The sequence below is a fragment of the Pedobacter alpinus genome (assembly GCF_042684645.1).
GTDB lineage: Bacteria > Bacteroidota > Bacteroidia > Sphingobacteriales > Sphingobacteriaceae > Pseudopedobacter > Pseudopedobacter alpinus.
Genome location: NZ_JBHULV010000014.1, coordinates 16,114 through 30,883, shown reverse-complemented (window position 1 = coordinate 30,883; position 14,770 = coordinate 16,114). Strand labels below are relative to the sequence as shown.

Sequence of the window (14,770 nt, the reverse complement as noted above, 5' to 3'; positions counted from 1 at the left end):
ACAAGCTTGTAATAATATTAAAAATTTAATAAAAATTCATGAAAAGAGATCAATTAATTTTTAACCTAATTGAAAAAGAACAAGAGCGCCAAGAAAACGGAATAGAACTTATTGCATCAGAAAACTTTGTAAGTAAGCAAGTTATGGAAGCAGCAGGTTCTGTTTTAACAAACAAATATGCTGAAGGTTTACCCGGAAAAAGATATTACGGTGGTTGTGAAGTTGTAGATGAAATAGAAACTATTGCTATTGAGAGAGCAAAAGAATTATTTGGCGCAGCATGGGCAAACGTACAACCACACTCTGGAGCACAAGCAAATGCAGCAGTTTTATTGGCAGTTTTAAACGCTGGAGATAAAATTTTAGGTTTTGATTTATCTCACGGAGGTCATTTAACACACGGCTCTCCTGTTAATTTTTCAGGAAAATTATACCAACCATTTTTTTACGGAGTACAGGAAGAAACGGGCTTAATTGATTACAAACAATTAGAAGAAATTGCATTAAGAGAAAAACCAAAATTAATTATTTGTGGTGCTTCTGCTTACTCTAGAGATTGGGATTATGAATTTATTAGAGCTGTTGCCGATGAAATTGGCGCTTTAGTTTTAGCTGATATTTCTCATCCGTCTGGCTTTATAGCTAAAGGTTTATTAAAAAATCCACTCCCACATTGCCATATAGTTACTACAACTACTCATAAAACATTAAGAGGCCCGCGTGGTGGCTTAATAATGATGGGTAATGACTTTGAAAATCCTTGGGGTTTAAAAACACCAAAAGGTGAAGTCAAAAAAATGTCGGCTATTTTGGACGGTGCTGTTTTTCCGGGTACACAAGGTGGCCCATTAGAGCATATTATTGCAGCAAAAGCAATTGCATTTGGCGAGGCTTTAAGTGATGAATATAAAGCATACATTACGCAGGTAAAGAGAAATGCAGATGCAATGGCGCAAGCTTTAGTAGCAAAAGGTTACCATTTAATTTCTGGCGGTACAGATAACCATTTAATGCTTATAGATTTAAGCAACAAAGACATTACTGGTAAATTAGCAGAAGAAGCTTTAGGTAAAGCAGATATTACCGTTAATAAAAACATGGTTCCATTTGATAAAAGATCTCCATTTGTAACATCTGGCATTAGAGTTGGTACTGCTGCAATAACAAGTAGAGGATTAGTTGAAACAGATATGGTTCAAATTGTTGGGTTTATTGATGAAGCTATCATTAACCATAAAGATGAAACCTTATTAAAAGATATCCGTAACAAAGTTAATGCGTGGATGGCTAAACATCCCCTTTATAAATAACCTAGATTTGAAATCATCAGAAGAAGATCTTGAAACTTTAACAAATCATAATCATCCTAATAAAATTATGGATGATTATGATTTGTATAATAGAAATTCTGATGATCAATTTAATAATTTACTAGAATTAGCCAGTTACATTTGCGAATGTGACTTGGCATTTATATCATTTATTGAAGATAATAGGCAAGAAATACGTTTTGCTAAAGGTTTTGCTCCACTAGTAATTTCATTAAACGAAACTGTTTGTAAGGTTACTATTGAAGAAAAACAATTTTTACAAATTGCTAACATTCAAACACACCCAAAAACTAAATTTCTTTGTGAAAACAAAAATATACCATTGAAGTTTTATGCTGGTATCCCGCTAATATCTAAAGCACAAGTTATAGGAACATTATGTGTTTGTAGTGAAATAGAAAAAGTGTTAAATACAGCCCAAATAACATCTTTTAACGCTCTTTCTGCACAGGTACTAAATGTTTTAGAGCTTAGAAAAAGAAATATCCAAAAACATCAATCTAACAAAATTACTGATGATTATAATATTCTATTTAATTCATCACCAGATTTAATATGCATTTTAAATGATAAAGTAGAAATCACCAGCATAAATAATACATCTCTCCAAATTTTCGGTTATCACCCTGAAGAATGTATTGGATTAAACATTTCTGAATTTATTGTTAAAGAAGATAAAAAATCAGTTTTAGAATTAGCCGCCAGAAACCTCAAAAATAAGATTAAAAATTTTGAGGTTGAAACCAGAATTAAATCTAAAAACAACGAGATTAAGTGGATAAGTTGGAATGCAGTAACGAAAGCTAGACGTTGGTATATTATTGGAAGAGAAATTACCAAACAAAAAGAAATTTTAAAAAACTTAAACCAGTTATCTACAGTAGCCAGTAAAATTAACAATGGCGTGGTTATTAGCAAACCAGATGGTGAAGTAATTTGGGTAAACCACGCTTTTACAAAAATTACTGGTTTTAACTTAAATGATTTAACCAACAAAAAATTAGGTGATGTAATTGTTGGTAAAGAAACTAATAAAGAAATAGTAGTAAAGGCCAGAAAAGAAACAGAAAATAAAAAGTCGTTTGCGATAGAGTTATTGGCCTACAAAAAAGACGGACAAGAAATATGGCTTTCTATACATAACACTATAATTTTAGATATTAAAGGAGAAGTTGAAAGTTTAATAGAAATTATAATAGATGTTACTAAACGCAAAGAATCTGAAAAACAGTTAGAATTACTATCCTTAGTAGCCAGCAAAACCAATAATGGGGTTTGCATTTGCGATGAAAATGGAGAGGTAAATTGGATAAATGAAGCTTTAGAAAATATTTTAGGCTATAGTAATGAAGAAGTTATTGGTTATAAATTAGGCGATATTGTTAAAGGTAAAGAAACAGATAAGCAATTATTAGAATTAGTAAGAGAAGAGGCTTTAAAGCATAAACCTTATACTATAGAGTTAAAAGTTTACAAAAAAGATGGCACCGAGGTTTGGCTATCTATATCAAATACTCCTCTACATGATGAAGCTAAAAATCAATACCACCAGATTGAAATTATTACAGATGTTACAAATCGTAAGCAAATAGAAATTCAGCTATTAGCATCTAAAGAAGAAGCCTTACAACTAAGTAAAGCAAAAGAGACGTTCATATCTATAATGAGCCATGAAATACGAACTCCTTTAAATGCTGTAATTGGTTTATCGAATATTTTAAACGAAGAAGAAAAATTAGAAACTCAAGTACAATCCATCAATCTATTAAAATTTTCGGCAGATAATTTATTGAATTTGATAAATGACATACTAGATTTTTCTAAAATTGAAGTCGGAAAGATGGAGTTAGAAAATAAGCGTCTATCTGTTAGAGACTTGCTAAAAGACATTGTTAACACTTTTGCGTTTAAAATTAAAGAAAAAGACATAAGCATTACATATTTCGTAAGTGATAAAATACCAGATTTAATACGAGGTGATAAAACCCGTTTATATCAAATATTAGTAAATTTAATTAACAACGCTATTAAGTTTACTGAACATGGTTCAATATCAATAGAAGTTAATTTATTAGAAGCTCAACACCAAAAAATTAATCTTCAGTTTAAAATAAAAGACACAGGTATAGGAATTGCCGAAGCTAAGTTAGATTCTATTTTTGAACCTTTTACCCAAGCAGAAACCAATACATCAAGAAAATATGGTGGTTCTGGCTTAGGACTATCTATTTCTCAAAAACTCATAACCTTATATGGAGGTGAAATATCAGTAGCAAGTACCTTAGGCAAAGGCACAGAATTTACATTTAACCTTATTTTTAATGAATTTAAAGAAGGAATTCACACAGATACAATGGTAACGCCCGAAGTTATAAAAAATATAAATGCAAAAATTTTAGTGGTTGATGATAACGATATCAATACACTATTAGCCCGCAAAGTTTTAACTAAATATGGTTTAACGGTTACCACTACAGACAGCGGTTTTAATGCAATTGAATTATTAAAAACCCAAGCGTTTGATTTGGTATTAATGGATGTACACATGCCTGATATGAATGGCTACGAGACAACCAAAAAAATAAGACAACAACCCGAAGAATACTATAAAAAATTACCAATTATTGCATTAACCGCTTCAATACTTGAAGATAATTTAGACGAAATTGAGGCTTGCGGAATGAATGACTTTCAATTAAAGCCTTTTAAACCCGAAGAATTGATGACAAAAATTAAAATCCATCTTAACGCGTAGATATATCCGTTTTAGTTTCATAACATGAAATATACAAAAGGTTAATTTTGTAACCTTTTATATAGATATTTAGTCAACCATATCATATTTATTAATTAAAATTTAACATTAATTTTAATTTAACTTTGCGCCGTTAAAACAACTAGGCCAAAAATGCTAAAATACATTAGAAGTAATATCTATATTGCTTTAGTTTTAAGATTACTCATTATATTTCTTTTATATACCGTTGGTAGAGCTGTATTTCTAATCTTCAATCTTAACTCATTTACTGGCTTAAACATTCATGAGTTATATCGTATATTTTTAGGTGGGTTAAAGTTTGATCTAAGTGCAATTATCTACGTTAACATCCTATTTATTATAAGTCAAATTATACCCTTTAAGTTTGTATATAATATAAAGTACCAAAAATTAAGTGCATATCTATTTTACATACCCAATGCCATTGGCATATTAGCAAACACATCCGACATTGTTTACTATCCTTTCACCTTAAAAAGAACCACTTTTTCAGTTTTCTCTCAGTTTGAAAACGAAAGTAATTTATCAAAGCTGTTTTTCAAATTTGCATTTTTAGACTACTGGTACATTACCGTATTTTTTATTTTGATGCTGTTTTTAATGGTATGGTTGTATAAAAAAATAAAAATTGGGCTTCCTATAATTTCTAAACCTATACCATACTACGTTGGAACAACCATGATGATGCTGGTGTTGTTTTGGTTTTGTATTGCCGCAATGCGAGGCGGTTTTAGACATAGTACAAGACCAATAACATTAAGCAATGCCGGCGAATTTGTTACAGACCCTGCCGAAATAAACATTGTGATCAATACCCCATTTTCTATCATCAGAACTGTTAAAACAAAACCCTTAAAAAAGGTATCCTATTTTAACCAATCAGCATTAGATAGTTTGTACAATCCTATAAAAAATAGTAATGAAGCAAACCAAAGCTTTAACAAAAAAAATATTGTTGTATTAGTTTTAGAAAGTTTTAGCAGAGAGTATATTGGTAGTTTCAATAAAAATTTAGATAATGGTAAATATAAAGGCTATGCTCCTTTTTTAGATTCTTTAAAATCTGTTTCATTATCTTTTAACAATGCTTATGCTAATGGCCGTAAATCTATAGAAGGGCTTCCATCTGTAATTGCGAGTATCCCAGGTATAAATGAACCGTTTGTTTTAGGCTATTACTCTGGCAATAAAATTAACAGTTTAGCTAGTTTATTAGGTAAAGAAGGGTATCATACTTCTTTTTTCCACGGCGCACCAAATGGCTCTATGGGTTTTAGCTCTTTTGTAAATGTAGCTGGCGTTAAAAACTATTATGGAAAAACAGAATATAATAACGATGCTGATTTTGACCAAATTTGGGGCATCTGGGATGAACCATTTTTACAATATTGGGCTAAACAATTAAACACTTTTAAAGAACCCTTTTTCAGTAATATTTTCACCGTTTCTTCTCATCATCCGTTTAAAGTACCTAGCCAATATGAGGGCAAATTTCCGAAAGGTACTTTGCCTATTCATCAAAATATTGGTTATACTGATATGGCTTTAAAAAAGTTTTTTCAGGCAGCCCAAAAATCTGCTTGGTACAAAAACACGATATTCGTAATTACAGCAGACCATTCTACTGTTGCCTGGCATGATGAGTATAAAACATTATTAGGAGCCTTTGCAGTACCCATCATGATATTCGATCCCAGTGGTAACTTAAAAGGAGAAATTGATAGGCCTGTGCAACAAATTGATATTTTACCAACAATTATGAATTACTTACATTATGATAAACCCTATTTCGCTTTTGGTAACGATATGTTGAAACCTAGCGAAAATCAATTTGTAATAAATACCATAAATGGCGATTATCAAATCATAATGGGCAATTACTTAATGATTTACAGGAACGATAAAGTACTAAAGCTATTCAATTATAAGGATGATATTTTTCTTAAAAACGACATTAAAGAAACAGCTCAAATACAAGTGGAGAAAATGGAGCAGCACCTAAAAGCGTTTATACAGCAGTACAATGACCACATGATTAACAATGATTTAATTGCCAAATAAGCTTAACCAAGATTAAGCAATCAAAAATATAGACACAAAAAAGGTCTCAAATTATAAAACTTGAGACCTTTTAAATATGTTTTAAATTAAATCTTATTGATTTACTAAAGATTTTCCTTTAACCTTACGTTCTTGTTCTGTTAAATAGATTTTACGTAAACGGATGCTTAATGGTGTAACTTCAATGTACTCATCAGCTTGTATGTACTCCATACATTCCTCTAAAGAGAATTTAATAGCTGGGGCAATACGAGTGTTATCATCAGTACCAGAAGCTCTCATGTTAGTTAATTGCTTTCCTTTGGTGATATTGATCACTAAATCATTATCACGGATGTGCTCTCCTAAAATTTGACCTTCGTAAATATCAACTCCTGGATCAATAAAGAAACGACCTCTATCTTGTAATTTATCAATTGCATAAGCAGTTGTCATACCTTTATCCATAGAAACCAATACACCGTTAGAACGTCCTGGGATTGGACCTTTCCAAGGCTCATAAGCTTTAAAACGGTGAGCCATAATCGCTTCTCCGGCAGTTGCAGTTAAAACGTTATTACGTAAACCTATAATACCACGAGCAGGAATATCAAATTCTAAATGTTGTAAATCGCCTTTAGGCTCCATAATTAACAACTCGCCTTTACGCTGAGTTACTAATTCAATTACTTTACCAGAAACTTCACCCGGAACATCAACAATTAATGTCTCAATTGGCTCACATTTAACACCGTCAATTATTTTAACGATAACTTGTGGCTGTCCAACTTGCATTTCGTAACCTTCTCTACGCATTGTTTCAATTAAAACTGATAAATGCAGAATACCACGTCCGTAAACTAAGTAAGAATCTGGAGAATCAGTCTCTACTAAACGTAAAGCCAAATTTTTCTCTAATTCTTTATGTAAACGCTCGCGTAAACGTTGTGAAGTAACAAATTTACCTTCTTTACCAAAGAAAGGAGAGTTATTGATGGTAAACAACATATTCATTGTTGGCTCATCAATAGAAATTACTTCTAATTGTTCTGGGTTTTCAAAATCAGCAATGGTGTCACCAATATCAAAACCATCAATACCTACAACCGCACAAATATCTCCAGAAGAAACAGAAGCAACTTTAACTTTGCCTAATCCCTCAAAAGTATATAATTCTTTAATTCTTGATTTTACAATTTTACCATCGCGTTTCACTAAAGAAACTGGCATATTTTCTTTAATCGTTCCACGGGCAACTCTACCAATTGCAATACGACCTACAAAAGAAGAATAATCTAAAGAAGTAATTTGCATTTGTAAAGTACCTTCTTGTATGGGTGCTGGTGGAATGTTTTCCAAAATAGCATCCATTAAAGGGAAAATGTTTTCAGTAGGGGTTTTCCAATCAGTACTCATCCATCCTTGTTTAGATGAACCATAAATAACTTGGAAATCTAATTGCTCTTCTGTAGCTTCTAAGTTGAAGAATAATTCGAAAATTTGTTCGTAAACTTCCTCTGGACGGCAGTTTTCTTTATCTACTTTGTTTACAACAACAATTGGTTTTAAACCTAAAGCCAAAGCTTTTTGTGTTACAAAACGAGTTTGAGGCATTGCACCTTCAAAAGCATCACATAATATCAAAACACCATCAGCCATTTTCAATACACGCTCAACCTCACCACCAAAATCGGCGTGACCAGGAGTATCAATAATATTGATTTTCACGTCCTTATATTGAACAGATACGTTTTTTGAAACGATGGTAATACCACGTTCACGCTCTAAATCGTTGTTATCTAATATTAATTCTCCTGTAGATTCGTTATCTCTGAAGATAGAACAAGAGTGTAAAATTTTGTCAACCAAAGTGGTTTTACCGTGGTCAACGTGGGCGATAATCGCTATGTTTCTTATCTTTTGCATGCAAAAAAACTCTATAAAAATTTCTGCAAAGGTAAGCTTTAAATTTGTAATTATTGCAGGTTAATCATTTGAATTTAAAATGACTATCTATTATTTATATTAAATTAACTTTGAACATCATGAATTTTCAAAATATAGCGATAATAATTTTATTCATAGGTGCTGTTTTTTACGTCGCAAGGCTTATTTACAATACTTTAAAAGCTAAAAAATCTTGCAGTAGTGGTTGTAAAAAATGTGCTGTTGATTTTTCTGCAACAGAAATTAAAAAAAACAAATTTTAGAGCCTTTTTAAATTTATATTGTGAAAATGTTTATAGCTTATTTTTGAGCGAAAAGAGGCAAATTTTGGAGAGATGGCAAAGCTACTATCTCGAAAACTGCTTTAGCACTCTTGAGTTCCTTTTAAAAAATTAATGTACCGAAAAAATTTAACGAATTTGTAGCCGAAAAGAAGCATAAACAAATTATTAGATAAATTTTAAACAGGCTCTTAATTATCTGTAAATCTGAATTGCTTTTTAATGGCTTCTTTATGATGTACATTAATTTTGGCACTTAATGTTTCAAAATCATAATCGTGGTTAGTGCCAGCATCCATCATGTGGAAGTAAACAGTTGGTTTTAAACTTTCAAAATACTCCACCAAATTACTGCTCCAAACCAATTGGCAATTACCTGCAATTTTAGGAACTATCTGATTTATTCCATCTTGTAAAATAATATCCCTAACATGGTTAGATTCTAAGTTTCCTTGTGGATATAGCACCAAAACATTGCCGGGTTTACTTAATATTTCTGCTGCAAAATCCAGACTTTCTTTAATAGATTTTTTTCTAGGATCAACAGAAAAACTCCCGATATATCTTAGCCATGGCTTTTTTTCCATCTGCTTTTTTAAAGACATAAAATGAATGCTTCTCAAATCATCATCTTTTTCTTTTAAACTTAAACATAAATAAATAGCCAATAAACCATCCCAAAAACTGAAATGGTTAAACATTAATAGATAAGAATGGTTTTCTTTTTTAGGAACACTATTAATTACTAATTTATTGAAACGCCTTTTCATATACCACTTTAAAAAAACAGCTAGTATTTTAAGGATTGGAACTGGTAGGTGTTTAGGCTTTATAATCATTTAGTATTAAGAAATATATAAAGATTAAAATTATTATTGATTATCAAACTAGGGTTAATTGATAATTTAATCAAATGTAAACGAATAGATGCTATAAAAAAACAGCCTATAAGCAAACTTATAGGCTGAATTAAAAGATACTTTTTTAGGCTTATAGCTTAATTTCCTCTTCTTTAGAACTTAAAAAATGAAATTCTGTTAAATGATAAGCAGCGATAGGTTTAACTTTAACCCACTGCCCATATTTAAAAAACCATTTCATTTGTAAAGAAACTAATCCTTTAGTAATAAAAGCTTCTACATAAGGATGTACACATAATGTAATTCCTTTTTCTGCTTGTTCATTTAAAACATAATCTAAATTGGCCACAATATCATCTAATAAAACAATACTTGCTTTAATTTCTCCGGTACCATCACAAGAAGAACATTTTTCGTTGGTTACAATATTCATCTCTGGGCGTACCCTTTGACGCGTAATTTGAACCAAACCAAACTTACTTGGAGGCAAAATAGTATGCTTAGCTCTATCTAAATTCATTTCTGCTTTTAGATAATCAAATAAGTCTTTACGATTTGGGGCTTTGTGCATATCAATAAAATCGACAACCACAATACCGCCCATATCTCTTAGCCTTAATTGCCTTGCAATCTCTTTAGCAGCTTCCTTATTAACCATAAAAGCATTCTCTTCCTGGTTTTCTGGGCTTGCATTACGGTTACCGCTATTTACATCAATAACATGTAAAGCTTCCGTATGCTCAACCACTAAATAGGCGCCACCAGCTAAATTTACGGTTCTTCCAAAAGAGCCTTTAATTTGCTTTTCGATACCAAAATGTTCGAAAATAGGTTCTTTTCCTTTGTACAGTTTTACAATTTTCTCCAATTCCGGAGAAATTTCATGTACATAAGATTTCACCTCTTCGTATATGGCGGGGTCGTTAATATGAATATGGGTAAAATCATCATTTAAGATATCTCTTAAAATGGTTGAAGCCCTACCCATTTCGCCCAAAATTCTTTTTGAAGGATCTGTGTGTGGTAACTTTTTCATAAAAGTTTCCCATTTAGAGATCAAATCCAATAAATCTTTTTGAATTTCTGCAACTCCCTTATGCTCAGATACGGTTCTAATAATTACGCCAAAATTGGAGGGCTTAATGCCTTCAACAATTTTTTTTAGGCGTGTACGCTCTGTGTTACTTCTTATCTTCTTTGAGATAGAAATTACATCAGAAAATGGGACTAGTACTACAAACCTGCCTGCAATAGATAAATCTGAGCTTAACCTAGGGCCTTTTGTAGAAATAGGCTCTTTAGCAATTTGAACAGGTAATAACTGATTTTTAGTAAGTATGGTTGAAATTTTACCACCCTTATCTATATCAGTTTCTTTCTTAAAATGATCTAATAAACGGTCTTTATAAGAATTACCTCTTACTTGCTTAGTTAATTTTAGCAAAGATTGTACTTGTGGGCCAAGGTCTAAATAATGCAAAAAAGCATCCTTCTCGTAGCCAACATCAACAAAAGCAGCATTTAAGCCGGGCATAATTTTCTTAATTCTGCCCATATAAATATCCCCAACAGCATAACTGTTGTTAATTTGCTCTTTGTTAAGTTCTACCAGTTGCTTGTCTTGCAGTAATGCAATAGTAACCCCACTTGGGGTCGAATTAATAATTAACTCCTTTACCAACAGCTACTTTTTTAGAAAAGATTGTTTAACAATCTTTTTATCAACAGAGGAAAAATAAACACAAAACAAAATATTTACCCCCTAAAATTTAAGAGATAAATATTTTGTTATCAATAAAATAGGGCTTGCCTATTTTTTCTTATGTCTGTTTTTTCTTAAGCGTTTTTTACGCTTGTGGGTGGCCATTTTATGTCTTTTTCTTTTTTTACCGCTTGGCATAATCTTTAATTTTAATGTTTTATTTAATTATTTTAATTACTTAATTCTTTTATTTTACGGTCAACAAATTCTGTTAAACTTGGATCTGCAGCTAACTCTTTGCTTTTCTCATAAGCTAAAACAGCTTCTGATTTTTGACCTAAATTTTCGTAGCTGGTTCCTAAATAAAACCATGCTTCTGGTGTTGGTTTTACAGCTATAACCGTTTTAAACCTATCCACCGCTTTTTGAAATTGGCCTGATTTCATAGAAAACATACCTAAATTCATGTTTGCTTTTTCATTTTTAGGGTCTTCTTTAACTACTCCTAAAAGCAATTGAATACCCTGCATTGGGTTTTGTGTGCCAGTAACATAAGCTACGCCTAAACCTGTTTTAGCGTCTAAATTAGTAGAATCTATCTCGATAGCTTTATTGTAAGCATTTATAGCTTTATTTAATAAACCTAAAGTAGCTGTAGTATCTCTAAAATTTTGATAACCTTCTGTAAATCTATCGCCAGCAATTAACCAGTTTTTTAATGTTGGTTTTGCTTTCGCAATTGATTCGTAAGAAAAAGCTGCTGCCGCAGATTGATTTACATCATCCCACTTTTTAGCAATTTGCTCTTGTAAACTTATTTTCTCATCTGCAGAAGCAGCTGCTAAATCTTTTTCAAGTTTTTCAATATCAGCCGCTAGGCTTTCATTTATCATTTGTTTACTCACAGAAATTACACTCGCTGCTTCAACCTCAACAGTTTGGGATTTATCGTTAGAAGTTGCCGTATTTTGCATTCCTTCATTCTCTCCCTCTTGCTTTACTAAACCCTTAATATCTAAATTATACAAAACAACAACTAGTAAAGCTACTATTCCTATTAAAATGTATTGTTTAGATTTAAGCATCATATTAAGCGTTTGCGGTAACTTTATTACCTGTTTTTACTTTATCAACAAAAACTTTTGCTGGTTTAAAACTTGGAACAAAATGTTCTGGAATGATAATCGCAGTATTTTTTGAGATATTTCTTGCGGTTTTTTCAGCTCTTTTCTTAACTACAAAACTTCCAAAGCCTCTTACATATACGTTTTCTCCACTTACCATTGAGTTCTTTACTACTTTAAAGAAAGCTTCAACCGTTTCTTGTACATCTACCTTCTCAATTCCGGTTTTGTTAGCAATTTCTGCTATAATTTCTGCCTTTGTCATTGTATATATATTCTTTTAAAATTATTATGTTGTGCAGTGATTTGGGGTTGCAAAAGTATTGCTTTTAGTTGAATATGAAAAATAAATACTTATTTTTTTATTTCAACCCCTTGTTAGACAATAATTAAGCAATTTGCACCTGTATTTTTTTACATTAATTTGAATAAATGAACTTCTCAAACGAGTTAATAACCTGGTATAGAAACAATAAGAGAGACCTCCCGTGGAGAAATACAAACGATGCTTATTTAATTTGGTTGTCTGAAATTATTTTGCAACAAACAAGAGTTGAACAAGGTATGCCTTATTTTTTAAAATTTTCGGAAGCATTTCCGACTGTAAAAAGATTTTCGGAAGCATCTGAGGATGAAATTTTACGCTTATGGCAAGGCTTAGGCTATTACTCTAGAGGCAGGAACATGCTAAAAACTGCAAAAAGAATTGTGAGTGACTTTAACGGTGTTTTTCCTTCAGCTTATGCAGATTTAATCACTTTAACTGGTATTGGAGAATATACAGCAGCCGCAATTTCTTCTTTCTCTAATAATGAGGCTAAAGCTGTGGTAGATGGTAATGTATATAGACTTTTGGCTAGGTATTTTGGTATTGATACACCTATAAATTCTACAGAAGGTAAAAAAAGCTTTCAGGCTGTGGCCGATGATTTATTGGATTTAAATAACGCTGGTGAGCACAACCAAGCGATGATTGAGTTTGGTGCATTACAATGTAAACCCAAAAACCCCAATTGCCAAATATGCCCTTTTATACAAAGTTGTTATGCCTACAAGCATCAAAAAATTAATGATTTACCTGTTAAACTTAAAAAGTTAAAAATAAAAGAACGCTACTTTTATTTCTTGATTTTAATTAATGAACAAAACGAAATATTAATAAAACGAAGAAACAACAATGATATTTGGGCTGGATTATATGATTTACCAAGCGTTGAGTTTACAGAAACAACAGAATTACCAGAACTACTAAACCATGCTGATTATAAAAAATGGTTTAAAAAAATATTAGCTATAAAATCAGTATCAGAAAAAATAAAACACATTTTAACGCATCAAAAAATTTATGCTCAGTTTTTAGAAATTAGTGTAGCAGAAAAATATAACATAAACACAAATGATGGCATTTGGGTAAAAGTTGATGAAATCTATAATTATGGAATGCCGAAATTAATTTTTGCGTTCCTACAAAAAATTCATAAATTCAATTAAAATTTATCCCTTAAATTATGTCAGGCGTTAACAGAGTTATTTTAGTTGGTCACTTGGGTAAAGACCCAGAAGTGAGGCATTTAGACGGAAATGTAACTGTAGCAAGTTTTCCTTTAGCTACATCAGAATCTTACAACAAAGATGGAAAGCGTATTGAACAAACCGAATGGCATAACATTGTAATGTGGAGAGGTTTGGCTGATGTTGCTGCAAAATATTTACACAAGGGTAAGTTGGTTTACATTGAAGGTAAATTAAGAACTCGCTCTTTTGAAGATAAAGAGGGCCATAAAAAATACAGTACAGAAGTAGTTGCAGAGAATTTTACTTTGTTAGGCAGAAAAAGCGATTTTGAAGGTCCAACTACGCCTGCATCATCCAGTAATAACAACGAAGTTTCAGAAGAAGGTCCTAAAGATTTAGGCACAGGAAAGTTTGGTTTAGACGAAGCTGAAAACGATTTGCCATTTTAAAACTTATTTGAAACCAAAAACAGCGAATAAATTCGCTGTTTTTGGTTTTAGATGGTTAAAGCATCTGCCTCAGCAACAGAAATTGGTAATATTTTTAAATCACAGCCAGCATCAGCAAAAGCTTGTTTAGCTTTTTCATGATCTATTTTAATATATCCAAAGGTATCATAATGCATCGCAATGATGTTTTTGCAATTGATAAATTTGGAGGCAGTAATGGCATCATCAATACCCATTGTAAAGTTATCGCCAATGGGTAAAAAGGCATAATCAATATCAAATATCTCCCCAGTAAGCTTCATCTCTTGGTTTAAGGCTGTATCACCAGCGTAATAAATGGTCTTTCCTTCTGCTTTAATTACAAAGCCCGAAGCTGTTCCTCCGTAAGTACCATCAGGTAAAGAGTTAGAATGTGCAGCGTAAATCATTTTCACACTACCAAAATCAAAATCCCAATTCCCACCTAAATTCATAGGATGTCCGTTTTCAATACCTTGTTTTTTTAGCCACGCTATAATCTCGAAAGAACTTACCACTTTAGCATTGGTGCGCTTTGCTATTTCAACCAAATCTGCAACATGGTCTTCATGTCCGTGACTTACTAAAATATAATCACAAACAATTTCATTTGCATCAATATGTCTAGCTAATTGGTTGGGGGTAATAAAAGGGTCTATCAATATAGTTTTTCCGTTTACACTGATGATGAAACAAGAATGTCCTAAATAGTTAATCTCCATTG

12 protein-coding genes are annotated in these 14,770 nt (G+C 31.8%); 6 read left to right on the top strand and 6 right to left on the bottom strand.

Annotated elements, in window-relative coordinates:
* Nucleotides 1–38 precede the first annotated feature (38 nt).
* The 3 genes from ACFSSE_RS04860 to ACFSSE_RS04850 all read left to right on the top strand — a co-directional run bounded on the left by ACFSSE_RS04860 (nucleotide 39) and on the right by ACFSSE_RS04850 (nucleotide 6,171).
* On the top strand, nucleotides 39–1,310 hold the full coding sequence (locus tag ACFSSE_RS04860) for a serine hydroxymethyltransferase (protein ID WP_379041815.1): 1,272 nt from the start codon (nucleotides 39–41) through the stop codon (nucleotides 1,308–1,310).
* Between the two features lie 7 nt (nucleotides 1,311–1,317).
* Nucleotides 1,318–4,086, top strand: coding sequence for a PAS domain S-box protein (locus ACFSSE_RS04855; RefSeq protein ID WP_379041813.1), 2,769 nt, complete (start codon nucleotides 1,318–1,320; stop codon nucleotides 4,084–4,086).
* 153 nt (nucleotides 4,087–4,239) lie between these two features.
* On the top strand, nucleotides 4,240–6,171 hold the full coding sequence (locus ACFSSE_RS04850; protein WP_379041811.1) for an LTA synthase family protein: 1,932 nt from the start codon (nucleotides 4,240–4,242) through the stop codon (nucleotides 6,169–6,171).
* Between the two features lie 93 nt (nucleotides 6,172–6,264).
* On the opposite strand, the gene typA is transcribed toward ACFSSE_RS04850, so the two are convergent.
* Nucleotides 6,265–8,076 carry a translational GTPase TypA gene (gene typA, locus ACFSSE_RS04845; protein WP_379041809.1) on the bottom strand — a complete coding sequence of 604 codons (1,812 nt, stop codon included), beginning with the start codon at nucleotides 8,074–8,076 and terminating at the stop codon, nucleotides 6,265–6,267.
* A 119-nt stretch (nucleotides 8,077–8,195) separates the two neighbouring features.
* On the opposite strand from typA, the gene ACFSSE_RS04840 reads away from it, so the two are divergent.
* On the top strand, nucleotides 8,196–8,360 hold the full coding sequence (locus ACFSSE_RS04840) for a FeoB-associated Cys-rich membrane protein (protein WP_379041807.1): 165 nt from the start codon (nucleotides 8,196–8,198) through the stop codon (nucleotides 8,358–8,360).
* A 209-nt stretch (nucleotides 8,361–8,569) separates the two neighbouring features.
* Here the strand turns inward: ACFSSE_RS04840 and ACFSSE_RS04835 are convergent, their stop codons facing one another.
* The 4 genes from ACFSSE_RS04835 to ACFSSE_RS04820 form a co-directional block, all read right to left on the bottom strand.
* Complete coding sequence (locus ACFSSE_RS04835) at nucleotides 8,570–9,148, bottom strand: 1-acyl-sn-glycerol-3-phosphate acyltransferase (RefSeq protein ID WP_379041805.1); 579 nt, start codon at nucleotides 9,146–9,148, stop codon at nucleotides 8,570–8,572.
* Nucleotides 9,149–9,368: 220 nt separating this feature from the next.
* Nucleotides 9,369–10,919, bottom strand: coding sequence for an Rne/Rng family ribonuclease (locus tag ACFSSE_RS04830; protein ID WP_379041803.1), 1,551 nt, complete (start codon nucleotides 10,917–10,919; stop codon nucleotides 9,369–9,371).
* A gap of 251 nt (nucleotides 10,920–11,170) precedes the next feature.
* The gene (locus tag ACFSSE_RS04825; RefSeq protein ID WP_379041801.1) at nucleotides 11,171–12,028 is read right to left on the bottom strand and encodes a tetratricopeptide repeat protein; all 858 of its coding nucleotides are present in this window, start codon (nucleotides 12,026–12,028) and stop codon (nucleotides 11,171–11,173) included.
* A 1-nt stretch (nucleotide 12,029) separates the two neighbouring features.
* Nucleotides 12,030–12,329 carry an HU family DNA-binding protein gene (locus tag ACFSSE_RS04820; protein ID WP_379041799.1) on the bottom strand — a complete coding sequence of 100 codons (300 nt, stop codon included), beginning with the start codon at nucleotides 12,327–12,329 and terminating at the stop codon, nucleotides 12,030–12,032.
* Between the two features lie 167 nt (nucleotides 12,330–12,496).
* On the opposite strand from ACFSSE_RS04820, the gene mutY reads away from it, so the two are divergent.
* Both mutY and ACFSSE_RS04810 read left to right on the top strand, forming a co-directional pair.
* Complete coding sequence (mutY, locus tag ACFSSE_RS04815; protein ID WP_379041797.1) at nucleotides 12,497–13,555, top strand: A/G-specific adenine glycosylase; 1,059 nt, start codon at nucleotides 12,497–12,499, stop codon at nucleotides 13,553–13,555.
* A 17-nt stretch (nucleotides 13,556–13,572) separates the two neighbouring features.
* Nucleotides 13,573–14,028 (top strand): single-stranded DNA-binding protein, encoded by a 456-nt coding sequence (locus ACFSSE_RS04810; RefSeq protein ID WP_379041795.1) that lies wholly within the window; start codon nucleotides 13,573–13,575, stop codon nucleotides 14,026–14,028.
* A gap of 47 nt (nucleotides 14,029–14,075) precedes the next feature.
* Here ACFSSE_RS04810 and ACFSSE_RS04805 read toward each other — a convergent pair whose 3' ends face one another.
* Nucleotides 14,076–14,768, bottom strand: coding sequence for a metal-dependent hydrolase (locus ACFSSE_RS04805; protein WP_379041793.1), 693 nt, complete (start codon nucleotides 14,766–14,768; stop codon nucleotides 14,076–14,078).
* Nucleotides 14,769–14,770 lie beyond the last annotated feature (2 nt).

Coding starts and splice junctions, on each gene's coding strand:
- ACFSSE_RS04860 (WP_379041815.1), top strand. CDS start 39: ATGAAAAGAGATCAATTAATTTTTAACCTAATTGAAAAAGAACAAGAG.
- ACFSSE_RS04850 (WP_379041811.1), top strand. CDS start 4,240: ATGCTAAAATACATTAGAAGTAATATCTATATTGCTTTAGTTTTAAGA.
- typA (WP_379041809.1), bottom strand. CDS start 8,076: ATGCAAAAGATAAGAAACATAGCGATTATCGCCCACGTTGACCACGGT.
- ACFSSE_RS04840 (WP_379041807.1), top strand. CDS start 8,196: ATGAATTTTCAAAATATAGCGATAATAATTTTATTCATAGGTGCTGTT.
- ACFSSE_RS04835 (WP_379041805.1), bottom strand. CDS start 9,148: ATGAAAAGGCGTTTCAATAAATTAGTAATTAATAGTGTTCCTAAAAAA.
- ACFSSE_RS04825 (WP_379041801.1), bottom strand. CDS start 12,028: ATGATGCTTAAATCTAAACAATACATTTTAATAGGAATAGTAGCTTTA.
- ACFSSE_RS04820 (WP_379041799.1), bottom strand. CDS start 12,329: ATGACAAAGGCAGAAATTATAGCAGAAATTGCTAACAAAACCGGAATT.
- mutY (WP_379041797.1), top strand. CDS start 12,497: ATGAACTTCTCAAACGAGTTAATAACCTGGTATAGAAACAATAAGAGA.
- ACFSSE_RS04810 (WP_379041795.1), top strand. CDS start 13,573: ATGTCAGGCGTTAACAGAGTTATTTTAGTTGGTCACTTGGGTAAAGAC.
- ACFSSE_RS04805 (WP_379041793.1), bottom strand. CDS start 14,768: ATGGAGATTAACTATTTAGGACATTCTTGTTTCATCATCAGTGTAAAC.